At 67.2% G+C, this 23,049-nt stretch carries 27 protein-coding genes; 16 read left to right on the top strand and 11 right to left on the bottom strand.

The genetic code is table 11. From position 1 onward, the window contains the following. The first annotated feature begins 112 nt into the window (after positions 1–112). Entirely contained in the window at positions 113–652 is a 540-nt protein-coding gene (locus tag E4V01_RS12970) for a hypothetical protein (protein ID WP_135298622.1), read from the top strand. 56 nt (positions 653–708) lie between these two features. Here E4V01_RS12970 and E4V01_RS12965 read toward each other — a convergent pair whose 3' ends face one another. Both E4V01_RS12965 and E4V01_RS12960 read right to left on the bottom strand, forming a co-directional pair. Then, positions 709–1,071: a hypothetical protein gene (locus E4V01_RS12965; RefSeq protein ID WP_135298621.1), complete on the bottom strand. Its 363-nt coding sequence runs from the start codon at positions 1,069–1,071 to the stop codon at positions 709–711. 464 nt (positions 1,072–1,535) lie between these two features. Then, complete coding sequence (locus E4V01_RS12960) at positions 1,536–2,339, bottom strand: response regulator (protein ID WP_060770309.1); 804 nt, start codon at positions 2,337–2,339, stop codon at positions 1,536–1,538. A 179-nt stretch (positions 2,340–2,518) separates the two neighbouring features. Here E4V01_RS12960 and E4V01_RS12955 point away from each other — a divergent pair, with 179 nt between their 5' ends. Next, positions 2,519–2,740: a NepR family anti-sigma factor gene (locus tag E4V01_RS12955; RefSeq protein WP_060770308.1), complete on the top strand. Its 222-nt coding sequence runs from the start codon at positions 2,519–2,521 to the stop codon at positions 2,738–2,740. Between the two features lie 77 nt (positions 2,741–2,817). On the opposite strand, the gene E4V01_RS12950 is transcribed toward E4V01_RS12955, so the two are convergent. Next, complete coding sequence (locus tag E4V01_RS12950; RefSeq protein ID WP_003599466.1) at positions 2,818–2,994, bottom strand: DUF1328 domain-containing protein; 177 nt, start codon at positions 2,992–2,994, stop codon at positions 2,818–2,820. 696 nt (positions 2,995–3,690) lie between these two features. On the opposite strand from E4V01_RS12950, the gene E4V01_RS26190 reads away from it, so the two are divergent. From E4V01_RS26190 to E4V01_RS12940, 3 genes are all read left to right on the top strand, one after another. After that, on the top strand, positions 3,691–3,996 hold the full coding sequence (locus E4V01_RS26190) for a hypothetical protein (protein ID WP_245517544.1): 306 nt from the start codon (positions 3,691–3,693) through the stop codon (positions 3,994–3,996). A 51-nt stretch (positions 3,997–4,047) separates the two neighbouring features. Beyond that, positions 4,048–4,722, top strand: a complete 675-nt coding sequence (locus E4V01_RS26185) for a DUF2865 domain-containing protein (RefSeq protein WP_256371254.1) — start codon at positions 4,048–4,050, stop codon at positions 4,720–4,722. 80 nt (positions 4,723–4,802) lie between these two features. Further along, positions 4,803–5,735 (top strand): MBL fold metallo-hydrolase, encoded by a 933-nt coding sequence (locus tag E4V01_RS12940; protein ID WP_135298620.1) that lies wholly within the window; start codon positions 4,803–4,805, stop codon positions 5,733–5,735. A 19-nt stretch (positions 5,736–5,754) separates the two neighbouring features. On the opposite strand, the gene E4V01_RS12935 is transcribed toward E4V01_RS12940, so the two are convergent. Beyond that, on the bottom strand, positions 5,755–6,534 hold the full coding sequence (locus E4V01_RS12935; RefSeq protein ID WP_003599460.1) for a DUF1499 domain-containing protein: 780 nt from the start codon (positions 6,532–6,534) through the stop codon (positions 5,755–5,757). Positions 6,535–6,658: 124 nt separating this feature from the next. Here E4V01_RS12935 and E4V01_RS12930 point away from each other — a divergent pair, with 124 nt between their 5' ends. Further along, positions 6,659–7,132, top strand: coding sequence for a MarR family winged helix-turn-helix transcriptional regulator (locus E4V01_RS12930; protein WP_060770304.1), 474 nt, complete (start codon positions 6,659–6,661; stop codon positions 7,130–7,132). A gap of 123 nt (positions 7,133–7,255) precedes the next feature. Here the strand turns inward: E4V01_RS12930 and E4V01_RS12925 are convergent, their stop codons facing one another. Next, positions 7,256–7,444: a general stress protein gene (locus E4V01_RS12925; RefSeq protein ID WP_012254235.1), complete on the bottom strand. Its 189-nt coding sequence runs from the start codon at positions 7,442–7,444 to the stop codon at positions 7,256–7,258. Between the two features lie 596 nt (positions 7,445–8,040). Between E4V01_RS12925 and E4V01_RS12915 the strand changes: the two genes are divergently transcribed. Next, on the top strand, positions 8,041–8,490 hold the full coding sequence (locus E4V01_RS12915; RefSeq protein ID WP_135298618.1) for a Crp/Fnr family transcriptional regulator: 450 nt from the start codon (positions 8,041–8,043) through the stop codon (positions 8,488–8,490). A 44-nt stretch (positions 8,491–8,534) separates the two neighbouring features. Here E4V01_RS12915 and E4V01_RS12910 read toward each other — a convergent pair whose 3' ends face one another. After that, positions 8,535–8,807, bottom strand: coding sequence for a hypothetical protein (locus tag E4V01_RS12910; protein WP_245517542.1), 273 nt, complete (start codon positions 8,805–8,807; stop codon positions 8,535–8,537). Positions 8,808–8,878: 71 nt separating this feature from the next. After that, positions 8,879–9,322 (bottom strand): VOC family protein, encoded by a 444-nt coding sequence (locus E4V01_RS12905; protein ID WP_135298617.1) that lies wholly within the window; start codon positions 9,320–9,322, stop codon positions 8,879–8,881. A 186-nt stretch (positions 9,323–9,508) separates the two neighbouring features. Here E4V01_RS12905 and E4V01_RS12900 point away from each other — a divergent pair, with 186 nt between their 5' ends. The 6 genes from E4V01_RS12900 (at position 9,509) to E4V01_RS12875 (ending at position 15,530) form a co-directional block, all read left to right on the top strand. Then, positions 9,509–10,189 (top strand): L,D-transpeptidase, encoded by a 681-nt coding sequence (locus tag E4V01_RS12900; protein ID WP_135298616.1) that lies wholly within the window; start codon positions 9,509–9,511, stop codon positions 10,187–10,189. Between the two features lie 79 nt (positions 10,190–10,268). Then, complete coding sequence (locus E4V01_RS12895) at positions 10,269–10,919, top strand: hypothetical protein (protein WP_135298615.1); 651 nt, start codon at positions 10,269–10,271, stop codon at positions 10,917–10,919. Between the two features lie 144 nt (positions 10,920–11,063). Next, positions 11,064–11,216, top strand: coding sequence for a DUF3096 domain-containing protein (locus E4V01_RS12890; RefSeq protein WP_083530849.1), 153 nt, complete (start codon positions 11,064–11,066; stop codon positions 11,214–11,216). A 189-nt stretch (positions 11,217–11,405) separates the two neighbouring features. Continuing rightward, positions 11,406–14,072 carry a pyruvate, phosphate dikinase gene (gene ppdK / locus E4V01_RS12885; protein WP_135298614.1) on the top strand — a complete coding sequence of 889 codons (2,667 nt, stop codon included), beginning with the start codon at positions 11,406–11,408 and terminating at the stop codon, positions 14,070–14,072. Positions 14,073–14,260: 188 nt separating this feature from the next. Then, positions 14,261–14,518, top strand: a complete 258-nt coding sequence (locus E4V01_RS12880; RefSeq protein WP_060770299.1) for a hypothetical protein — start codon at positions 14,261–14,263, stop codon at positions 14,516–14,518. 106 nt (positions 14,519–14,624) lie between these two features. Continuing rightward, on the top strand, positions 14,625–15,530 hold the full coding sequence (locus E4V01_RS12875) for a cell wall hydrolase (RefSeq protein ID WP_135298613.1): 906 nt from the start codon (positions 14,625–14,627) through the stop codon (positions 15,528–15,530). Between the two features lie 43 nt (positions 15,531–15,573). On the opposite strand, the gene E4V01_RS12870 is transcribed toward E4V01_RS12875, so the two are convergent. From E4V01_RS12870 to E4V01_RS12855, 4 genes are all read right to left on the bottom strand, one after another. Continuing rightward, complete coding sequence (locus tag E4V01_RS12870) at positions 15,574–15,867, bottom strand: hypothetical protein (protein ID WP_135298612.1); 294 nt, start codon at positions 15,865–15,867, stop codon at positions 15,574–15,576. A 115-nt stretch (positions 15,868–15,982) separates the two neighbouring features. Next, a complete protein-coding gene (locus tag E4V01_RS12865; protein WP_135298611.1) occupies positions 15,983–17,254 on the bottom strand; it encodes a hypothetical protein in 1,272 nt (423 codons plus the stop codon). After that, entirely contained in the window at positions 17,251–18,882 is a 1,632-nt protein-coding gene (locus E4V01_RS12860) for an alpha-D-glucose phosphate-specific phosphoglucomutase (RefSeq protein ID WP_060770297.1), read from the bottom strand. Before E4V01_RS12860 ends, E4V01_RS12865 begins: the two co-directional genes overlap by 4 nt. Before the next feature lie 103 nt (positions 18,883–18,985). Further along, complete coding sequence (locus tag E4V01_RS12855) at positions 18,986–19,666, bottom strand: MgtC/SapB family protein (RefSeq protein WP_060770296.1); 681 nt, start codon at positions 19,664–19,666, stop codon at positions 18,986–18,988. A gap of 140 nt (positions 19,667–19,806) precedes the next feature. Between E4V01_RS12855 and lgt the strand changes: the two genes are divergently transcribed. The 3 genes from lgt to pgeF are packed head-to-tail and all read left to right on the top strand — an operon-like array spanning position 19,807 to position 22,597. Next, the gene (lgt, locus tag E4V01_RS12850) at positions 19,807–20,697 is read left to right on the top strand and encodes a prolipoprotein diacylglyceryl transferase (protein ID WP_135298610.1); all 891 of its coding nucleotides are present in this window, start codon (positions 19,807–19,809) and stop codon (positions 20,695–20,697) included. A 2-nt stretch (positions 20,698–20,699) separates the two neighbouring features. Further along, positions 20,700–21,803, top strand: a complete 1,104-nt coding sequence (locus E4V01_RS12845) for a class I SAM-dependent methyltransferase (protein ID WP_135298609.1) — start codon at positions 20,700–20,702, stop codon at positions 21,801–21,803. Between the two features lie 26 nt (positions 21,804–21,829). Continuing rightward, positions 21,830–22,597 (top strand): peptidoglycan editing factor PgeF, encoded by a 768-nt coding sequence (gene pgeF, locus E4V01_RS12840; RefSeq protein WP_060770293.1) that lies wholly within the window; start codon positions 21,830–21,832, stop codon positions 22,595–22,597. The last annotated feature ends 452 nt before the right edge of the window (positions 22,598–23,049 follow it).

Raw genomic sequence — 23,049 nt, 5'->3', positions numbered from 1 at the left:
CCGGAAGTCTTCGCCGACTGGGCGCGCCGGCAACCTCGCCACACTAACGGCCGCAATCTCCCTCAGGAAGGCGCCGTTCGCCTCATCGATTGACACAACCGACCCGCTCGCGATGCTCGATCCGGCCACCATCGTCGCCGTGCCCGCTCCGGGCCGCGCCTGCGGCCCCTGCACCTTGTGCTGCAAGGTCTACGACGTGCCCGCGGTCGAGAGCCCGGCAGGGCGGTGGTGCCGGCATGTCCGCTCCGGCGGCGGCTGCGGCATCCATGCCGAGCGGCCCGACCATTGCCGGGCCTTCCACTGCCTCTGGATGACGGAAACCTGGATCGGTCCGGAATGGCGTCCGGACCGGGCCAAGATGGTGCTCAGCCTCGACCCCGTGACCCGCTTCCTCAGTGTGCAGGTCGATCCCGGTCAGGTGGGAGCGTGGAAGCGCGCGCCGTATCACGACCAATTGCGGCGCTGGGCTGCGGCCTCGCTGCCGCTGCAGCGCTACGTCCTCGTTCACGTCAACAGGATGACGACGGTCGTCCTGCCGGATCGGGATGTATCCCTCGGCACATTCGGGCCCGGCGACCGGTTGGTCGGCCGCGAGCGGATGAGCCCGGCCGGGATGACCGCCGACGTGGAGAAAGTTTCGCGGCCGGCTTGAGGCGGCCCATCGCTCGAGCGTGCGATCTTCCAGCGCCCCAAATTTCGATGCCGGCTTCAGGTCATGCAGCGGCCGGGAACCATGCGGCGCGCCTCCGGCCCGACGAGCGAGCTGAGCGGCGCTTCGCAGCCCTCCCGCGTCAGGCGACGGGGCTTGGCCGGCAACTCTTCCTGAGCGGAGCGGGTCGGGATCGACTCCGAACGCGTGGACGGGCGGGGCGCGGTCGCCACATGGATCGGGGTGAGAGCGGTGGAATAGGGACGCATGCCCGGCAGCGGCGTGGCAGGCGCCTCGTAGGCGACGCGCGGGGCCGTCGGGGCCCCCATCGCATCGGCTTCCTGCCGGACGACCGGCAGAAGCAGCAGGGTCATGATCGCAGCGGGAACACTCACACCGAGGGCGAAGCCGGTCCGAAGCATCTTTGCGATCTCCGATGGGAGCTTGACAGGTTGTCATCACAACGCTGCTTTCAGATCTTCGGTTCCTTCACTGTCTCGCTTCGGTACAAATCAGTATTTTCGTCTGAATCGGCGTGCCCGCTCCCGCAACGCGGCGAGTGGGTGGACAGGGCGAGCGCGGCAAGGTCGTGGTAAAAAAGTCCCTGTGGATGAAAAATCTGCGGGGTCAGGCGCCGAATCCGGAACCCGGCCGATGGTCATTCGTTAGAGAGTCACCCGGCCACTCTGGTCCTCCCCGCATTCCCCTTGTGCATCGGCCGGAACCTCTTCACGGGTCGGACAATGGTCCGGCCCGTTTTTTCGTGCACATTCCGCTCGGGTAGGCTGCTCCGCGGGTGGTGCTCTTCGCGTTGGCCTCATCGCGCACGAAAAAAGGCGCCGACCTTCCTGGCCGGCGCCCTCGTTTGCTGCCCTGAAGCTGAGGTTCAGGCGCTGTGCGCCTCGCGGCGGCGCGCGCTTTGCTGGAAGAACAAAGCCTGGCTGATGACGGCCGACACGTTGGCGGGCTGGAACGGCTTGGCGATGAGGAAGGCCGGCTCGGGGCGCTCGCCGGTAAGGAAGCGCTCGGGATAGGCCGTGATGAAGATCACCGGCACCTCGAAGGTCTTCAGCAAGTCGTTGACGGCATCCAGCCCCGACGAGCCATCGGCGAGCTGGATGTCGGCGAGGATCAGGCCGGGGCGCTTGCTCTCGGAGGCGATCTTGACCGCCTCGGTGCGGGTGCGCGCCACGCCGATGACGTTGTGGCCGAGGCCTTCGACCAGGGCTTCCAGATCCATGGCGATCAGCGGCTCGTCCTCGATGATGAGAATCTCCGTGGCCATGTCGGCGGCGAGCTCGCGGCCCGCTTCGTCGACGAGATCGCGCACCTTGGAGACGTCCACGTCGAGGATCACGCCCGCATCCTCCTCCGAAAAGCCTTCGAGGCAGGACAGCAGGAACGCCTGCCGGGGAAGCGGCGTGATCTGGCCGAGCCGAACTTCGGCCGGCAGGTCGTGCTGCACCTGATCGCTGTGGCCGTTCACGGACAGCGAGTTCCAGATCCGCGTGAAGACGCGGAACAGGTCGGCCTTGACGTTCGTGCTGCGGCCGAGGGTCTCGGGCTCGTTGACCAGCGTCTCGAGGGTGGCCGCGACGTAGGCGTCGCCCGCCACCTGACTGCCCGTGAGCGCGCGCGCATAACGGCGCAGATACGGAAGATGCTGCACGACCAGTTGTGCTGTGGACATGAGTTCCCCTGAGCCTCTTCGCTCTTCGTTTGTCGCTGCGCCCCTAACGCGGGGGCTGGACGTCCGTTCCTGGCCCATGCGGAACCCTAGCCGCATGTCGGCGTTGCTGCTGAAGCCATGACTCATGTCAAGCTGCAAGACAATCGCGGCAGACGTGGCGCCAAGGGGATCTTGAACGCATGAACGAGAACGAGCCGGCCGGCGCGTTCCCCTCCAGGGACCGGCCCACTCGAGGGCGTGGCGAGAATGGTTTGAATGACCAGGCGCAGAGGCGCATCGGAACCCATCTGCGCACACTCTACGATTCCGTGGTTCAGCAGCCGATCCCGGATCGCTTTCGAGATCTGATTGCGCGGCTTGAGGACGATTCCCCCAATCCGGACGATCCGGCGAGCGCCTGATCCGTCATCTGTCTTTTCGTCGTGGCGCGAGCCGCCCCCGCTGCCGGGTGCGGCTCGTTTGTCATGGTAGCGAACGGCTACAGGGTCGGCGAACGACCGCGCATCAGGCCGATCACGGCCGAGATCGCGAACAGGACGATCGCAACGAAGAAGACGAGCTTTGCGGCCTCCATGGCCGTGCCGGCGATGCCGCCGAAGCCCAGCAGGGCCGCGACGAGGGCAACCACCAGGAATGTTACAGCCCAACCGAGCATGTCGAACTTCCTTCCAAGAACTGGCGCGGCCCGTGCCGCAGCCTCATGGAAGCAATAACGCCAAGTTTTCGCCGCAGGTTCCTTTTCCGTTTCCAAGGCTGTGAACACTTTGTTACGGTGTGCCTGCGACCGTGCTACGCCTCTGGAACCGACTGGCAAATTCGGCCGTTCGTCACCATCTCATTCCCAGACGATCATACGACACTCAGACTTGACGATGTGAAGGAGGCCTCCGGCGTGCCCGCACAGAAAAAGATCTTCGTCCCCGGTATCGCTCAAGCGAAAGCCGTTCTGGAGGCCGCTGCACGGCTCGTTTCGGCGCTCTCACCGCAACCGGTTCTTCAGCCCATTCCCGTTCGCGTGAAGTCTGTTCACCGCCGCTGAAGCGGCCGGCTTTCATTCGATCCGAATGCATCCATTCCAAGCGCCGTCCCACCGGGCGGCGCTTTTTTCATGGCATCGAGCTGTCCACAGAGGCGGGCCTGCCGGTGCGCGGCGTCGTCCGTCATACGGATCGAAAGAGAGTGGCGCGGCAAGGCTTTGCGCTCTGGCCGGTTTTCAGTCGGCAGATACGGCCGCGCCTGCGTGGTTTGCCGACATTGTCCTCCACGCAAACGGCCGACTAGCTGAATCCCGGGCGAAATGTCCGGCCGGTCTCGTCTCCATGGCGAACGCGCCAGATCGACGGGGGCAACGATGGGATTCGGCAAGCGTAAGCCCGGCGCGTGGGTGGCGAAGAGCGATGCCGGTGCGGCGCGAGTGCGGCCGCGCCACCGACTTGTCGCCACCGCACTGGTGGGTCTGCTGATCGGCTTTGGGACGATCAGCGCGACCACGATGGTGCGTGCCTCGGAGCGCGGTTTGCTCAACGAGTTGTTCGAGACGATCTTCGGAGCGGCAAGCCCCCCGCCCGCGACGATCGCAAAGCCGGGACCGAAGGCACCCCGGCGCTACGCCTCGCTCCCTGACACGCGACGCATTGCCGGGCCTCGGTTCGTGTAGCGAACGCCGCGCCTGGAGGCGCGTTCGACACCCGGTCGCGCACGAGCGAGGGTGGCGTCCCCGGCCTCCTTCGCGGCAGGGACGCGGACCGTCTGCATGCGCCGTTGCGACGGATACGTCTTTCCCCTCGGCCGTCTGCATGCGCGCGCCGACCTTCCCGTTCATGCGGCGGCCTGCGCCGCGGCCTGTCCCAATGCGCCGACCGAAGTGTTCACCCTGGCGCCGGGGCGGGCCGAACTCGAGCAGTCCGTTGCCCTCGACGGCCGTCCCTATCTGCGTGCCGCCACAGCCAACCTCTATCGCCGCACCCGCGTCGAGAACTGCTCCTGTCAGCCCTCGGGTGCCGCGGCCCTGTTGATGCCGCTGGCCGACGACCGGACGCTTCGCCCCGGCGATGTCGTCGCGTCGGAGGAGGGGGCGGATCTCGTCGCTGGCCTTTCCCGCACAGGGCCGGCGCTCGTCGATTACCGCATCGCTGCTTTGAGCCGGCCCCACCGCAACGCCATCGAGGATCGCGTCGGTGCCCTGCGCCGCGATGCGGCGAAAGCGGCGTTCCGTGAGGCTTTGCAGGCGAAGGGGAGTGGCGCCCGACGCCTGCAGGTCGCCGAAGCGCAAATCCCAACGCTTCCGACCGTCGGGGCTTCCGCCGGTTTCGCACCGGTCGTTTCGCGCGGCGAAGGATTCGCAGCGGTCCGCATGGTGTCACCGTCACCGTTCGGGCATTGATCGCTCAAGCCCGACGAGTTGGCGAAAGCGCCGGGCTGTCGTAGGCGGGCGGCACCCTCGTCGCATCGAAGCCGTCGTCTATGAGTGAATCGTCCGCGGACGCGCTGGCCCCCTCCCCCGGTTTCGAAAGCGCGTTGCCCGTCTCTGGCAGGACGGAATCGCTGAGCCCCCTCGTGCGGCGGCGGATCTGCCCCAATGGCGGTCCGTTCACCGCGAGCGGAACCTGTAGCTACATCGTCGGGCGCGGCCGGGTCGCCGTGATCGATCCAGGGCCGGCGGATGCCGGGCATGTCGAGGGCTTGCTCGCCTCGCTCGACGGCGAGGCGGTGTCGGCCATTGTCGTCACCCACACCCACCGCGATCACTCCCCGGGTGCGCGCCTCCTGCAGGCGCGGACGGGCGCACCGATCGTCGGCTGCGGTCCGCACCGGGCCGCGCGGCAGCTCGCCGAGAACGAGCTGCCCATCCTCGATGCCAGCGCCGACCGCGAGCATCGGCCCGACCGGGAATTGGCGGATGGGGAGAGCCTGACCGGCGAGGGCTGGACGCTGACCGCCGTCGCGACGCCCGGCCACACCATGAACCACCTCGCTTTCGCCCTGCCCGAAGAGAATGTGCTGTTCTCCGGCGATCACGTCATGGCGTGGTCGACCTCGATCGTCGCACCGCCCGATGGGTCGATGCGGGCCTACATGGAATCGCTGGAGCGGCTGCGGGAGCGGGACGAGACGTTGTACTGGCCGGGTCACGGCGGACCCGTGCGCGATCCGCGCCGCTTCGTGCGCGGACTTGCCGCCCACCGACGCCAGCGCGAGGCCGCGATCCGCGCTCGGCTGGCCGCGGGCGATCGCGACATCGCAACGATCGTTGGCACTGTCTACCAGGGTCTCGCACCGCACCTGCGGGGTGCCGCCGCCCTCTCGGTCTTCGCCCATCTCGAGGATCTGGTGGAGCGGGGCTTTGCGGTCACCGACGGCCCGCCCCTGCTCGACGGCGCGTACCGCCCCGCCTGAGTTCCGATTTATAGAACCGCTACTTCAGCGCGATGGCGAGGTTGGCGACCTCGTCGAGATAGGAGCGGATGCGGTCGGCATTGTCGCCGAAATCGCGGTCGCCGATCCGGGAGGCCGAACGCACGTCGATGCGCGCGCCGTCGGCCCGCGGGTGCACCCGCACGGTGATGTCGGCGGGCAGGTTCAGAATCCGGGTTCGGGCCACCGCCTCGATGCGGCCGTTCCCGATCCGCCCGCCGGGCCGGATCGCCTCGACGATCTGCCACTTGCGATTCACCGCCGCCTTGCGGGCGAGTTCGAAGGCTTCGTCGGCCTCCACGTCGAGAGTGAGGGGCGCGATCTGCGGATAGGCCGCCCGCTGCGCCTCTCGGGCCGCCGGTCCGGGTTCCGTCGGGTAGCGGCCCTCGCGGGCGGCGAAGGCAAGGCGCGAGCGTGAGAAGGCGGGCGGACGCTCGGTATCCGTCGTCACATCGGTGAGCGCCGGCAGGCGTACCCCTTTGAGCGCGGCATAGGCGGGATAGGCCAGGACGAGGCTCGCCACGAACAGGCCGCCGACGGCAGCGCCGAGACCACCCGCACCTTCCCGCCAGACCCGCGCCATCGCGAACAGCGCCAGCGCCACCGCGATGACGGAGAGCGCGACCCCGCTTCCCAGCACGGCAAGGGCCGCTGACGGCTCCGCCGAAGGGCTGCGCACGATCAGTACCGCCATGCCGGTAACGATCAGGGAGAACAGGGCGAGCGTTCGCGCGTAGCGGCCGGCCCGGGTCACCGGTTCATCGAGAAGCTGACGGCGCATGGCCCCGGAGATGAATGAGGGGAAGAAGAAGACGAGGATAACCTGTCGCGCAGTCTACAGGCTGGGGGTGGGGCGCGCCACTCGGCTGTCCGGGGTGCATCCCTCTGCTACAAGCTGGACGGACATGTCCGAGCGTCAAGATCGCCCCGCATCGAACGCCGACCCCGTCGATCCGCTTCGGGTCTGGTTTCGGTTCATCCGCCTCAGTCGGCGAGTCACCGCCGCGGTCGCTGCGGAGTTGCGGGAACTCGGCCTGTCGATCCCGCAATTCGACGTGGTGTCGACCTTGAGCGAACGTGAGGGGCTGACGCAGCAGGAATTGGCTGCCCGGCTCTACGTCACGAAGGGCAACGTCTCCGGCCTCATCGACCGCCTCGTCGAGGCCGGTCTCGTCGAGCGCCGCCCGATCCCCGGCGATCGCCGATCCCATGCCCTTCACCTGACCGAGGCCGGCGCGCGAGTCGCTGCCCGCGGGATCGCGGCGCAGGCTGACTATGTCGCACGCACCTTGGGCCGGCTCGACGAAGCCGATCTTCGCGTATTCGAGGATCTCGTCGTCAAATGGCGTGAGTTGGCTCGCGCAGACGAAGCGTCCTGAATGTCCGGTCACCGCTCAAAAAAACAGACGCCATCAGCGCCTGTCGAATAGAAGTATATTTCTTGTTTGGAGAAGGCTGGGCGGTCGGGCGCGGACCCCGCGCCCGTCACCGCCTCAGCCGGGTTAAGCCTCGCCCGTGCGACCGGTCGATTGGCCACCCTTGCGGCCGGCCGACGAGGCCAGTTCACGATCTTGCGAGAACGACCGCTTGTCCGCCGGGACGGAACGACCGCCCTTACTGGCGATCTCACGCTGCCGTTCGATATTCATGGAAGCGAAACCTCGCTTCGAGGTGGAATTACCAGATGCCATCTGCGCCTCCTCAGGCCAACTCTTCACACCCCTCTCAACCATCATCCCTCTCGATTGTTCCTTGGCTGTATCGACCGCCGGCTCCGGGGAAACCCCTGTTTCGTCCAGACGTTAGCTGTGCTCACGCCAATGCACTGCGCGGAGTTGTGAACGCGTTTCCACAGGCCATCCACAGCCGAGAGGAACCCGGATGACAAATCGATATATGGTAAAGGCTTCGCTTGTAGCCAAGTCTGATGCGGCGTCGGGGAGAGCGGGCTACCCTGAGCCGAACAGGACGCCGATGCCGGCCATGCCAGCGCCGGAGGATAGTCCGACGCCAACGACGCATGAGGAGCCCGTGGACTCGCCGCAGCCCAGTGCGAGCGCGAAGCGTGAGGCGCCAGGTTCCAGCAAAATCGGTCTCGCCACCCGGCGCTGATCGTCGCCTGCGGCATTATGATGCCTGTTGCCAGGGCCGATGACGAAATCTCGCCGGATCTCTTTTTCAGGGACGTCAGGAGGGCGAGCGGACCGCGACTTTGACACCGTTCGCAGGTGCGTCTACCCGCGGCCCTATCCGCCTGCCGCCCAGGGGGGCGCATCGGAGTGAGTCCATGACCCTCGACACCGAGGTGATGTCCCTACGGCAGGTGCCGTTGTTCCGCGAGGTGGAACCGTCTCGCCTCAAGCTCCTCGCTTTCACCAGCGAGCGGGTCCATTTCGAGGCGGGGCAAGCCTTCTTCGCGCGCGGAGAGGCGGCGGACGCGGCTTATCTGATCCTCGAAGGGTCGGCTGCGGTGTCCATCGACGGCCCGTTCGGCCCGGTTCGGCTTGCCCTGCTCGGCCCCAACGCTCTCGTCGGCGAGATGGGGATTCTCGCCGATCAGCCGCGCTCGGCGACCGTCACAGCGGATATGGCGACGACGGCTTTGCGGATCGACCGCGACGTCTTCATCGAGTTGCTCGCGCAATTTCCGCAGATCAGCATCGCCGTCATGCGTGAACTCGCCCTGCGACTGGAGCAGACCAATCAGCGGCTGGCCGAGCGCATCGGCAACGCCTGAGGCAATCGAAGGCGTGAGCTTTCGAGACGGAGCGGCGTGGACGTTCAGCGGTACTTCCAGCCCCACTGGCCGTAGATGGGGTAGCCCCGTCGGCGCGCCTCGTATTCAGCACCCGGATCGTTCGGACGGTACCCTTTGCGATAGGCATAGGGGCTCGGTTCGATGTAGCCGGGATTCTGGAGTTCCTGCCGCAGATAGCCGTCACCCTCGCCCGATGACCCGCCGCCGGGGCCGAAGGCCCAGCCCGGACCGGCCGAGAGGATCGACGCGGACAGGGCCAGCGTCGTGATCGTCAGGCGCCGCATGGCTCGCTCCATCCTCGCTCTTCCGCCCCTCACGACCGGTCAACGATTGGCCTTCATCGCCGGTTGCGCCACCCATGGTGCATTCACGATGTCGGATAGGTGATGAACTCCATGAGCGAGCCGTCCGGATCACGGAAGTAGACGCTCACGCCCTGCCCCGCCGCGCCGTTGCGCTCCACCGGCCCGAGTTCGACCGCGACGCCGTGGGCGGCCAGATGCGCCATCGCATTCTCGATCGAGCCCGACCAGCGGAAACACAGGTCGCTGCCGCCGGGCATCACCGGCTCGCGCGCCCGCGGCGTGCCGATTTGACCGGGGCCATGCACATTGAGTTGCACGCCGCCGAACCGGAAAACCGCGCCTCGGCCGAACGGGATCACCTCGGCCCGCAACACGTCCCGGTAGAAGACCGTCGAGCGCTCCCAGTCGGAGACGTGGATGACGCAATGGTCGAGATGGATCGCTGGCGCGAGCGTCGCGACGTCAACGCCGGCTTCCGCAACGAGTTCGGTCTCGGTCTCGGGCATCGTGCCCCTCCTCACGCGATCTTGCGCGGGAGATAAGGCGCCCTGGGCCCGGGGCGAGACGATCTCACGGCAACGTTCCTCCGCCGATGCGGCCTCGAAGTCACACCCGATCCGCTCAAGGACGGGTAGTCATGGCGCATGATCCGCAATGCCAACCCGCCCCCGACGGCGGCGACAGGAGCCGCCATGGCAGCCCCCCGAACCGCCGATAGGACGGCGCGCAGCAGCACCCGCCGGGTCCTGCTCGCCGCATTCTGCCTCATTCCGCTGGCGGCCTGCCAATCCTCGAAGCCGGGCCGGATGGCCGGAGGCGACGACGATGCGGCCTGGTACATCGGCACGATGCCCGACAAGCCGTTCGACGTGCCGCTGGTCGACCGGTCGCGCATCGACCCGAAGTACCGCCGTCAGGAAGTGGCCTATAGCGGTCCGGAGGCGCCGGGCACGATCGTCGTCGATATCGACAAGCGTCATCTCGCCCTCGTGCAGGACGGCGGCATGGCCCTCCAATACGGCGTCGGCGTCGGCAAGGCCGGCTTCTCCTGGAAGGGTGACGCCCGCATCGGCCGCAAGGGCGTCTGGCCGGATTGGAGCCCGACCACGACGATGGTCTCGCTCAATCCGGGCATTGAGCGCTCGCGCAAGGGCGGTATCGACAACCCGCTCGGCGCGCGGGCCCTCTACCTCTACAACGGCAACCGCGACACGCTCTTCCGCATCCACGGCACCAACGAACCGTGGAGCATCGGCGAGCAGATGTCCTCGGGCTGCGTCCGCATGCTCAACGAGGACATCGTCGATCTCTATGAGCGCGTCCCCGTCGGCGCCCGTGTGGTGGTGAAGCGCAGCAGCAAGTATAGGACTTGACGCCGTATCAGGCCCAATCGCTGCCGGTTGCCTCAGGAGGGGCCTGTTATAAATCCACGCTTATCAATGGATTCGCGGAATGCTGATCGGTGTCCATTATCCCAAGGCTGGCGGTTCATCGATTGCCGCCGCCCTGCAGGCTGCTTACGGAACGAGCTTGCTCAACGATTACGATGAAGCGCCTGCGCTTGTCGAATCCCCTGCAACCTTCGATCCTATCAACTATTTCACGCGTACTTTCACTATCCCGTCTGGCATCGAATGTGTCTTTGGGCACCTTCATATCAACAAATATCGCCATATTGCTGGAGCGAAGCGGTTTGTTATGCTTCGTCACCCTGTCGAGGCCTTGATATCGACTTACTATTTCTTCAAATCACTCCCTGATGATGTCGGGGGAGTGCTGTTGCGATATATTAAGCAGAGCAAGATGAGCATATTAGAAATGGCTCGGATCCCGATCCATACACATCACATGTCACGAACTTATTTTGAGGGTGTCGACATGTCATGCTTCGACCTAATAGGCCGGCATGACCGGCGTGACGCGTTCTTTACATCTCTTTCAGCACTGGCCGGTCGGCCAATCGATCCTGGACATCAGGTCAATGTCACGCCGCGATCCGACGAACGATCGGAGATGCTCGCTGACCCGCAGTTGATGGCGCGACTGACCGATATCCTGAGGGACGACGTTCGATTCTACGAGCGTCATGCATACAGAGATTGACGATCGAGACGTGCGGCCCGGAGGACAGCAACGGCCTGAGTCCGTGTCGTCGAGGATTGCCTGGCCCGATCTCTGGGGCAGGGAACTAGAGCCGGAGCCGGAACGTCTTCATCGTGCGGTCGAGCTTGGCCGTGGAGTTTGCTCATGACCATCGCCGTGTCGAACCTGCAGCCGATCGTCGCGATCCTGGCGGGCATCCTCATCCTGATCGCACCGCGGCTGCTCAACTACATCGTAGCGGTCTACCTGATCGTCGTCGGATTGATCGGCCTGGGTGTGCTGCGTCATTTTTCCTGAAACGCGCGCCTTAACGCTGGCGCCGGGTCTCTGTCCTTTCGCGAGCGTACTTTAGTTCCTGACAGCGCCCGCACATCGTCACTCCCCGCCGCGGAGCGACGCGAAGCTAATCCTTGCACTGCGACATGAGATGCGCCACGCCCGCGTGAACGGCGCTTGGGTCGCCAAATCCGTCCAGCGGAGAGCCTGATGACGAAATGGGTCTATTCCTTCGGTGACGGCAAGGCCGAAGGCGAGGCAGCGATGCGCAACCTCCTCGGCGGCAAAGGCGCGAACCTCGCCGAGATGTCCAATCTCGGCCTTCCGGTTCCCCCCGGCTTCACCATCACGACTGAGGTCTGCACCTACTATTACCAGCATGGCGAGACCTACCCGGCCGAGCTCACCGACGCCGTGAAGGAAGCCCTCGAGAAGGTCGGCACGCTCACCGGCCGCCGCTTCGGCGATGCGGAAAAGCCGCTGCTCGTCTCGGTCCGCTCCGGCGCGCGGGCCTCGATGCCGGGCATGATGGATACGGTGCTCAATCTCGGCCTCAACGACGCCACCGTCGAGGCCCTGGCCAAGGATGCCGACGACGAACGCTTCGCCTACGATTCCTACCGCCGCTTCATCACGATGTATTCGAACGTCGTGCTCGGCGTGGAGCACCACGCCTTCGAGGAGGCGCTGGAGCACTACAAGGAGCAGAAGGGCCTCACCCTCGACACCGACCTGAAGGCCGACGACTGGAAGCACCTGATCGGCGTCTACAAAAAGATCGTCCGCGACGAGCACGGCTTCGACTTCCCGCAAGGCGCGGAGGACCAGCTCTGGGGCGCGATCGGCGCGGTGTTCGATTCCTGGATGATCCCGCGAGCCAAGAAGTACCGCGAGCTGAACCAGATCCCGGAGAGCTGGGGCACGGCGGTCAACGTCCAGGCCATGGTGTTCGGCAACATGGGCGATACCTCGGCCACCGGCGTCGCCTTCACCCGCAACCCTTCCACCGGCGAGAGCGCGCTCTACGGCGAGTTCCTCATTAACGCCCAGGGCGAGGACGTGGTGGCGGGCATCCGCACCCCGCAGGACATCACCGAGAAGGCCCGCATCGAGGCGAAATCCGACAAGCCGTCGATGGAAAAGGCGATGCCCGAGAGCTTCGCCGAGCTGACGCGGATCTACGGGATCCTCGAGAAGCACTACCGCGACATGCAGGACATGGAGTTCACCATCGAGCGGGGTAAGCTCTGGATGCTCCAGACCCGCAACGGCAAGCGCACCGCCAAGGCGGCCCTGCGCATCGCCGTCGAACTCGCGGGCGAAGGCCTGATTTCCAAGGAAGAGGCGATCAAGCGCATCGAGCCCGGCGCGCTCGATCAGCTCCTGCACCCCACCATCGACCCGGATGCCGAGCGGACGGTGATCGCCACCGGCCTGCCCGCCTCGCCGGGCGCGGCGGTCGGCGAGATCGTGTTCAACTCGGAGGAGGCGGAGGCCGCCAAGAAGGCCGAGCGCAAGTGCATCCTCGTGCGCATCGAGACCTCCCCGGAGGACATCCACGGCATGCATGCCGCCGAGGGCATCCTCACGACGCGCGGCGGCATGACCAGCCACGCGGCGGTGGTCGCCCGCGGCATGGGCAAGCCCTGCGTCTCCGGCGTCGGCTCGATCCGGATCGATTACAAGGCCAAGACCCTGACCGTCGGCGGCGTGACCCTGAAGGCGGGTGACGTCATCACCGTCGACGGCTCGACCGGTCAGGTGATCCAGGGCGAGGTCAAGATGCTCCAGCCGGAGCTGTCGGGCGACTTCGCCGCCCTGATGGAGTGGGCGGATGCGGTCCGCACCATGAAGGTGCGCACCAACGCGGACACCCCGGCCGACGCCCGCGCCGCCCGCAAGTTCGGTGCGGAGGGGATCGGCCTGTGCCGGACCGAGCACATGTTCTTCGAGGGCGACCGGATCGTGGCGGTGCGCGAGATGATCCTCGCCGACGACACCGAAGGCCGTCGCGCGGCGCTCGCCAAGATCCTGCCCTACCAGCGTCAGGACTTCATCGAGCTGTTCACGATCATGTCGGGCCTGCCCGTCACGATCCGCCTGCTCGATCCGCCGCTGCATGAGTTCCTGCCGCACACCGACGAGGAAATCCGCGAGGTGATGTCGGCCACCGGCATCAGCGAGGACAAGATCCGCAACCGCATCCGCGAACTCTCCGAGCACAACCCGATGCTCGGCTTCCGCGGTTGCCGCCTCGCCATCGCCTTCCCCGAAATCGCCGAGATGCAGGCCCGCGCGATCTTCGAGGCCGCGGTGCAGGCCGCCAAGGATACCGGTGCCCCGGTGACCTCGGAGGTGATGGTGCCGCTGGTGTTCACGCGGATGGAGTTCGACATCGTCAAGGCTCGCATCGACGCCATGGCCAAGGCCGTGACGGAGGAGACCGGCGCGAAGCTCGAATATCAGGTCGGCACGATGATCGAGCTGCCGCGCGCGGCGCTGATGGCCGGCGAGATCGCCGAGACGGCGGAGTTCTTCTCCTTCGGCACCAACGATCTCACCCAGACCGCGCTCGGCATCTCCCGCGACGACGCGGCGACCTTCCTCGGCCCCTACACCCAGAAGGGTATCCTCTCGGTCGATCCGTTCGTGTCGATCGATCAGGAGGGCGTGGGCGAACTGGTGAAGATCGGCGCCGAGCGCGGTCGCAAGACCCGCGCCGGGCTCAAGCTCGGCATCTGCGGCGAGCACGGCGGTGATCCCGCCTCGATCGCCTTCTGCCAGGAGGTTGGGCTCGATTACGTCTCCTGCTCGCCCTTCCGCGTGCCGATCGCCCGCCTCGCCGCGGCGCAAGCGGCCCTCGGCAAGGACGCCTGAGACGACGCATGACGACCCCGCGGGCATGACCCGCGGGGCCTTTCCGGGAGGCGGATCAAGCTTTGCAATAATTTTGCGGACAGCCCGCCGAACCCATGTCGCGCGAGCACGTTACCTGCTAGCGGGAGTCCATAGCGCGGAGAGCGCCGATCGGTCTTCCGACCAGGGCACCCGCGGGACTTCCAGCCATGTCGCATCCCGACTCTCCCTCCGCCCTCCTCGATCATCGCGCGATCGCTCCCGGTCACCGGGCGATACAGGCGGCCTATCTCTGGATCATCGCGACATTGACGACAGCGGTCGGGGTCACCGGGCTCGTCTACGTCGAGGCCGACCGAAACGGCCGCGAGGCGGGCCGGATGATCGTCGCCTCGCAGAATGCCAGCGGCTACGCAGCGCTCCTCGTCCACGGCATGGCCCAGCGTCACGGCCGTCCGAGTCCTTAACCGTCCGGCAACCACGTTCGCGATTAAACTCTCCTCATGAGGAACGGTCGCCCCGGCTTCGTCTAAGCTGAGGCCTCCGGCCGATCGTGAGTGTGGAGTGTCGGCGTTGCGTACGAGGCGCGTTCGAGGCCTTGGGATCGGCCCCCGCTGGATCGTCTCGGCCGTGGTGCCGTGGATGCTGGCCAGCGGCTTGCTGGTGTCCTTCACTGCCACTGCGGGCACCGATGCCACGCTTCGACCCGCTCAGCTCTCGGAGCGGGATGTCACGACGACCGGCGCGCTCGTGGCGTCCACCGCCTGGAGCCCGGACGTCATCGATGCGGGTCTCGTGGCGCCCGGCGACTCCCATGAGTCCAAGCCTGTCGAGGACGGCTTCCCCGCGCTCGCCGACTCCGATGGCGCCACCCCCGCCACCCCCCGCGCCGTCGCCCTGTCCTCGGTCACGCCTGCGCCCGCCGACGCGACCCCGATCGAGGTCGCCGCGGCGAACCTCGCCCTACCCGGCTTCTCCGCCCGTCTCGATCGCGGCCCCTCCACCCTCGATCCGCAGATGACGGCGCCGGAGGCCAAGTCCCACTATGCCGACCTGATCGATCCGAATGCGATGGACCGCGAGCAGCGCTGCCTCGCCGAAGCCGTCTACTTCGAGGCGCGCAGCGAGCCCGAGGAGGGGCAGGCCGCCGTCGCGCAGGTCATCCTGAACCGCGTCAAGAGCGGGCTCTACCCGTCCTCGGTCTGCGGCGTCGTCTATCAGAACCGCCACCGCTTCATGGGTTGCCAGTTCTCCTTCGCTTGCGAGGGCAAGGCGCTGCGCATCACCGACGCGGAATCATGGCGCAGCGCGACCCGCGTCGCCAGCGCGGTGATCGACGGCCGCACCTATGTCAGCGAGGTCGGCGGCGCGACCCACTATCACGCCGATTACGTCCGCCCCGGCTGGTCGCGCCGGCTCAAGCGCAAGGACATGATCGGCCGGCATATTTTCTATCAGCTGAAGCCGAACCAGACCTGATGCCTAGGTCGGGTCCACGCTAAGAACAGCACAAGACAGAATTTCAGTCGATCGAATGCAAGGCCTGTGCTTCTCGCTCGGCATCTTCGGCCGAGTGGAAGAGGCTGGATACTGAAATTTGGGCCCAAAACCCGTCCGGCCATAGACTTTCATCCTCATCTGCTGGACCATAATAACGCTCTACTGAGTATCGATAGAGCCCGAGTGCGCTTTTGGTCTCGATGAGTACGCGAACTGAAGATAAGCCGTTGTGTAGAGTCAGGACTATCTCCGACCCATCATATTCGATCATCCGTGGCGCTTCTGCCATTTTTTGACGATTGCGCCGCTCGCTCATGTGGACAGGGCAGTCGCATTTTGAATGCTCGCAAGGGCTTGCGGCCATCCGAGAGCACTCTGCAACAGCCACTCGCCAAGTTCGATCCGGCGAAGCTCCCGCTCGGAATCCCCGCTTACTTGCCCTGCTTCAGGTAATTCGCCCCGCCGATCACCAGCAGTTTGTCCGAACCCCGGTCGGGCGCGAACAGGCTGAGCGTTTCGCTGGTCCCAGCATCGTCCGTGAGAGTCAGCCCGTAACCCGAGACCGTGTAGCGGCCGCTGCGCACTGGCCGTCGGCTGTGGCCGGCGACCACGGTGCCGCCGTCCATCGAACCGCCGGTCGAGGAGAAGCCGACGCCGCCCTCGCGGGTGAAGCGACCGTCGGGCGTCAGTGCGAGGGTATGCGTGCCGCCGACCGAGCCCATCGCGCCGCTCGATCCGAACGTGTGGTTCCATGTGCCGTCGAAGCGGTGCCCGTCGGCGAAGGGCGGCACTGCGAAAGAGGTGTCGCCACCGATGGTCAGCCCATCCTTGGTGCGGGAGAACGCTTCGGCGGAGCGCGTGACGCGGCCGAATCCGTCCTCCACCTCGACCCGCTCGATGCGGTTGGCCGAGAGCCAGCCGCCCTTTAGCGCGTAGGTGCCGCAGGTGGCGGGTTCGGCCCTGCAATGGGCCGCTATGTCGCCGTCGCGCGGAAGCGATGTGGTGTAGAGGCCGCCCTTGTCGAACAGCAGCGTGTCCTGATCGGCGGTGAAGTCCATCCCGCCGAAGGCGTTGGGGCGGAGCTGCGTCTTGGTGCGCGTGTAGAGCCCGTCGAGGCCGCCATCACCCCGGGCGGGTGCCAGAACGAGGCCGCGGTCGTCCCTGGCCGGGCGGTAGGAGCCCACCAGCGCCTCGAACCCCTCGCGGATCGGGTTCTGGTGCTCGCGTTCGAGCTGCAGGGTGAGAAGCATCAGGAAATGCTCGCTCGTCTTGGTGGCGATCCCGATATGCCAGGCTGCCATGCGGAGGCCGTCCGTCGTGCGACAGCAACGCTGCTCGACGCGGATGCGGTGCCCGTCGAGGGTTTCGCCGGCCTTCGCCGTGAGCGGCTTCTCACCGTGCGGGATCTGCTTGAGGCTGCGAACGAAGGCGCTGAACGTCTCGTCGAACCGGCCCGAGGCCGGCTTCGGCTTGGCGACGATCAAGAGGGCCGCGCCCTTGCGCCCGCGCGGCGTGGTCGGCTCGAAGACGCGCTCGAACACGAGACCGTCGCCGGCCTCCCGGCGGGTCCAGCCCTCGAACACGGCCGGCAGTTCGAAGCGAGACGACCCGAGGATCACCTCGGCGCCGCGGGCGGGGAGAGCTGCCGCGAACAGCAGGGCCAGGCCGAGCCCCGCCCCGCCAGCGCGGCCTCGTCTCGTCACGTCACGACGCTCGGCTCCGCGCGGCCGGTGATCGCCTCGATGCCCGCCAGCTCCCGCGCTACCGCGACGACGGGCCCGAGCATCTCGGCCACCGGCAGCTCAAGCCGGTCGGTCGCGGCTTCGTAGCGCTCGATATAGACGCGCAGGGTCGCCCCGGCCGTGCCGGTGCCCGAGAGGCGGTAGACGATGCGCGCATCCTCCGCGAAGGTGACGCGCACGCCCTGCGCCTCCGTCACCGAGCCGTCGACCGGATCGACGTAGCGGAAATCGTCCGCCGCCTTCACGGTGAGGCCGCCGATCCGGGTGCCCGGTAGCGATCCGATCTTGGCGCGCAGGCCTTCCATCAGCCGGTTGGCGGCGCCGGAATCGATCTCCTCGTAATCGTGGCGAGTGTAGTAGTCGCGGCCGAACTCGGCCCAGTGCGCCCGCACCAGTTCCTGCGCCGGCTTACCCGTCGCGGCCAGGATGTTGAGCCAGAGCAGCACCGCCCACAGCCCGTCCTTCTCGCGCACGTGGTTCGAGCCGGTGCCGGCGCTCTCCTCGCCGCAGAGCGTGATGCGGCCGGCATCCAGCAGGTTGCCGAAGAACTTCCAGCCGGTCGGCGTCTCGAACGCCTCGATCTTGAGCGCGGCGGCGACACGATCGACGGCGCGGCTCGTCGGCATCGAGCGGGCGACGCCCGCCAACCCCGCGGCATAGCCCGGTGCGCGGTGGGCGTGGGCGGCGAGGATGGCGAGGCTGTCGCTCGGCGTCACGAACAGGCCGGGCGCCACGATCATGTTGCGATCGCCGTCACCGTCGGACGCCGCCCCGAAATCCGGTGCGTCGGGCCCATGCATCAGCTCGAACAGCTCGTGGGCGTGGACCGGGTTCGGATCGGGATGGTGTCCGCCGAAATCCGGCTTGGGCTCGCCGTTGACGACCGTGCCCGGCGCCGCGCCGAGGGCGCCTTCCAGGATCGCCTTGGCGTAGGGGCCGGTCACCGCCGAGAGCGCGTCGAAACGCATCCGGAAGCCGGAGGCGAACATCTTGCCGAGCGCCTCGAAGTCGAACAGCGTGCGCATCAACTCGGCGTAGTCGGCGACCGGGTCGATCACCTCCACCGTCATCCCGTCGATCGCGCTCGTGCCGATCCGCCCGAGGTCGAGATCGGGCGCGTCCGAGATGCGGTAATCGCCGATCGCCTTGGTGCGCTCGAAGATCGCCGCGGTGACGCTTTCCGGCGCGGGACCGCCGTTGCTGCCGTTGAACTTGATACCGAAATCGCCCTCCGGTCCGCCCGGATTGTGGCTCGCCGACAGCACGATGCCGCCGACCGCGCCGTGCTTGCGGATGACGCAGGAGGCGGCCGGCGTCGAGAGCAGGCCGTTCTGCCCCACCAGCACCCGCCCGAAGCCGTTGGCGGCGGCGATCTTGAGGGCGATCTGCACCACCTGCTCGTTGAAGAAGCGCCCGTCCCCGCCGATCACCAGGGTCGCGCCCTTCCGGTCGGGGATGCAGTCGATGATCGCCTGGACGAAGTTCTGGACGTAGTGCGGCTGCCGGAAGACGGGCACCTTCTTGCGTAGGCCCGAGGTGCCGGGCTTCTGGTCCGGGTAGGGGCTGGTGGGAACCCGCTTCGACGCCATGGTTCGCTCGATTCTCGCGAAGGATACACTCCGCACGTCGTAGTGCGGTTTGCCGGTTCGTATAGGGTTGCGGTGCCGATTTCGGTATGGCCGTAGGCGGCGATCAGCGGTCGGAGCCGAGGCGGACGGTCACCACGGCCGGATTCTGCCGCAGGCGCTCGGCGATGGCCGCGACGCTCGTCTGCGACAGCCGGACGAAGGCGATCGTCACTTCCTCCAGCCCCTCCTCCGCGCCGGGGCGCACCACGAACTGGCGCACCCGAGAAGCGCGCTCGCCGGTGGCGTCCTGCAGTGTATCGATCGAGAGACTGCCGGCCTTCACCGTGAGCTGGAGCGTGTGAGTGCGCATCCGGTCGCGCCAGCTCTCCTCGATCGGCTTCACGCCTGCGAGGATGCCGACGACGAGGATCGTCGCCGCGATGCCCGCCACGTAGAGGCCGCCGCCGACCGCGAGGCCGATCGCCGCCACCGCCCAGAGGCTCGCAGCGGTGGTGAGCCCCTTCACCACCTCGCCGCGCAAGAGGATCGTGCCCGCGCCGAGAAAGCCGATGCCGGAGACGACCTGCGCGGCGATGCGCGAGGGGTCGAGGGTCACGTTCTTCTGTCCGAGCACGTCGGAGAAGCCGAAGGCGGAGACGATCATGAAGAGGCAGGCACCGACGCAGACCAGCATGTGCGTGCGCAGGCCCGCCGCCCAGAGCAGCCGCTCCCGCTCGAAGCCGATCACGCTGCCCATGGCTCCTGCGAGCACGAGGCGCGCCACCATCTCTGCGTTGCCAAGCATCGCTCCTCCCGATTCGCGTGGACCGCCGAGAGTGCGTCCGGTTCTCCCGGCGTGCAACGCGGGCCGTGCCTTGACGCCCCCTGCGGCGCGGGTCCAATGCGGCGCGCGTTCCAAAACCGTCAGCCGCTCGTGGGCCGTCGATGCCGCCGCTTCTCGCTCTCCCCTTCCCGGCCATCGATCCGGTCGCGGTCTCGATCGGACCGGTCGAGATCAAGTGGTACGCCCTGTCCTACATCGCGGGGCTCGTCGGCGGCTGGTTCTATGCGCGCCGGCTGGTCGCTGCGGATTCGCTCTGGGGCGTGGTCAGGCGCCCGACGCTCGCCGACATCGACGACCTGATCGTCTGGGTCGCGCTCGGCGTCGTGCTCGGCGGGCGGATCGGCTACGTGCTGTTCTACAACCTGCCGCTCTATCTCGATCACCCGATGGAGATCCTGGCGATCCGCAATGGCGGCATGTCGTTCCACGGCGGGTTCCTCGGGGCGATCCTGGCGCTGCTGCTGTTCGCGCGCGCGCGCGGCCTCAACGGGTACACGATGCTCGACACCGCCGCGGTGGTGGTGCCGGTGGGGCTTTTCTTCGGGCGCATCGCCAATTTCGTGAACGGCGAATTGTGGGGCCGCGCCGCGCCGGACTTCCCCTACGCCGTCGTCTTTCCCACGGGGGGCGACGTGCCGCGCTACCCGAGCCAGCTCTTCGAGGCCGCCACGGAAGGCTTGCTGCTGTTGGTCGTCATGGCGCTCGCCGTGCGCCGCTTCGGTTTCCGCAAGCCGGGACTGCTCGGCGGCATCTTCGTCCTCGGCTACGCGCTGGCGCGGACCTTCTGCGAGTTCTTCCGCGAGCCGGACCGGCAGCTCGGCTTCCTGTTCGGGCAGGACGTCAACGCGCTCGGCGGCGGCGTGACCATGGGGATGCTGCTCTGCGTGCCGATGGCGCTGGTCGGGCTCGTCTACATCGTCCTCGCCGCCCGCGGGGTGACCCGGCCCCGGAAGACGGGACCGGAGATTCAGGCCGAAGCGGGACAGATCTGAGCGTGAGCCCCGAGGCGACGCCGCTGCTGGCGATCCTGGCGCGGGAGATCCGCGCGAGCGGACCGCTCGGCCTCGACCGCTACATGGCGCTCTGCCTCGGGCATCCGCTGCACGGATACTATGCCACGCGCAATCCCTTCGGCCGGGGGGGCGATTTCGTCACCGCGCCGGAGATCAGCCAGATGTTCGGCGAACTGATCGGCGCCTGGGCCGCCGCGGTGCTGGCGATGATGCCGGCGACGGCTCCGGGCGCACGTCCCTGCCTCGTCGAACTCGGGCCCGGCCGCGGCACGCTGATGGCCGACGCGTTGCGGGCCCTGCGCGCGGCCGGAAGCGACTTCGATCTCCACCTCGTCGAGACCAGCCCGGTGTTGCGCCGGCTCCAGGCGGAACGGCTCGCCGACGCCGCGCCGACCTTCCACGACTCTGTGGCGAGCCTGCCGGACGCGCCGCTTCTCGTCATCGCCAACGAGTTCTTCGACGCCCTCCCCGCCCGTCAGTTCGTCCGGACGGAGCTTGGCTGGTGCGAGCGCCGCGTCGGTCTTACGCCGGAGGGCGACACCCTGGCCTATGGCCTCGACCCGGGGCCCGATCCGCGTCTCACGGCGGAGGCGCCGGAGGGCGCGGTGCTGACCCTGCCGAGCCAGGGGCTCGCCTTGATGCGCGATCTCGGGCGCCGTCTCGTCGTGCGGGGCGGCGCCCTCCTCGCGATCGATTACGGGCATGACCAGCCCGGCTTCGGCGACACCTTCCAGGCGGTTGCCGGCCACCGCTTCGCCGACCCGCTCGCCCGGCCCGGCGAGGCCGACCTGACGCTGCATGTCGATTTCGGCGCGCTGGCCCGCGCGGCGGCCGCGGAAGGCGCCGCCCTGCACGGCCCCGTGACGCAGCGCGATTTCCTGCTGGTGCTCGGCCTCGCGATGCGCGCCGAGCGGCTGAAGGCTCGCGCGACGCCGGATCAGGCGCAGGCGATCGACGCCGCCGCCCTCCGCCTGACCGAGCCGGACCCGCCCGGCATGGGCGCCCTGTTCAAGGTGCTCTGCGCCAGCCACCCCGCGCTCGGACCGCTTCCGGCGCTCCCGCCCCGTCCCGACTCTCCTGCCTGAGCCATCCTGAAAGAGCCTGCGAGACCATGTTCATCGAAGCGCCCGAGCTCAGCTCGCACTCTTATGTCCGGCACGCCTTCTTCACCCGGCAGGGTGGCGTTTCGGAAGGGCTCTATGCCTCGCTGAACGGCGGAATCGGCTCGAACGACGATCCGGCACGGATCGCCGAGAACCGGGCGCGGATGTGTGCGCAGCTCGGGCTCCCGCGCGAGAACCTCGTCAGCCTCTACCAAGTGCATTCGGCCGAGGTCGTGACCGTCGAAGCGCCCTTCGCGCTGGCTGAGCGTCCGAAGGCCGACGCCATGGTGACGCGGGTGCCCGGCCTCGCGCTCGGCATCGCCACGGCCGATTGCGGTCCGATCCTGTTCGCCGATCCGGAGAATCGCGTTGTCGGCGCGGCCCATGCCGGCTGGAAGGGCGCGCTCGGCGGCGTCGTCGAGGCGACGGTTGCGGCCATGGAGGCGCTCGGTGCCGAACGCCGGAGCATCGTCGCCGTCCTCGGGCCGACGATCGCGCAAGCCTCCTACGAGGTCGGCCTGGACTTCATGGAACGCTTCCGGGCCGAGGTACCCGAATGCGAGACCTTCTTCGAGGAAGGGCGGCCGGGCCACGCGCAGTTCGATCTGCCGGGTTTCATTCTCGGGCGGTTGGCTCAAGCCGGTATCGGCGAGGCGACCTCGCTCGGCTTGTGCACCTACGCCGACCCCGACCGGTTCTACAGTTTCCGTCGCACCACGCATCGGAACGAGCCGGATTACGGGCGCCTGATCTCGGCGATCGCGTTGACGCCGTGAGGGTTTTTCCCGGGGATCTCACAAAAGTCGTTGTATCCGTGCAACGCCGGTCGGGAGGGTGCCCGTAGCCAAGCTTTTGTGCGCTGAAGCACTCGCATACCGCACTGCATCCATCGTAAGTCTCGCCCTGTCGCGGAACGCCGTGGTTGCATCCCTGCGACAATCTGTCTGGAAGCGTAGCCAAAAAAAGCTCGGCCGTATGTGAACCTTGGCCGTTCGGCAGCGTTTCCCGGTTGGAACGACGGCGGACGAAGACCACCGCCACAAAGGGGCCGCCTTCGAGACGGTCGGCGTGGTCAAGCCGCAACAGCATCTTTCGAGATGCTGGCATAGATACGGGGCACCGTGCCGCCTCGCTTCTTCGGAAGCATCGGTACAGTCAGAGAGGACCAGAGTAATGAAATCCTTCCTTCGCGCCGGCACGGCCATCGCCGGCATCGCCTTCGCCGGTT

The organism is Methylorubrum sp. Q1 (genome assembly GCF_004683995.1).
In the GTDB taxonomy this organism is placed as follows: Bacteria; Pseudomonadota; Alphaproteobacteria; order Rhizobiales; family Beijerinckiaceae; genus Methylobacterium.
Note: the sequence above shows the minus strand (reverse complement) of the source record. Positions and strands in the feature narration are given on the sequence as shown.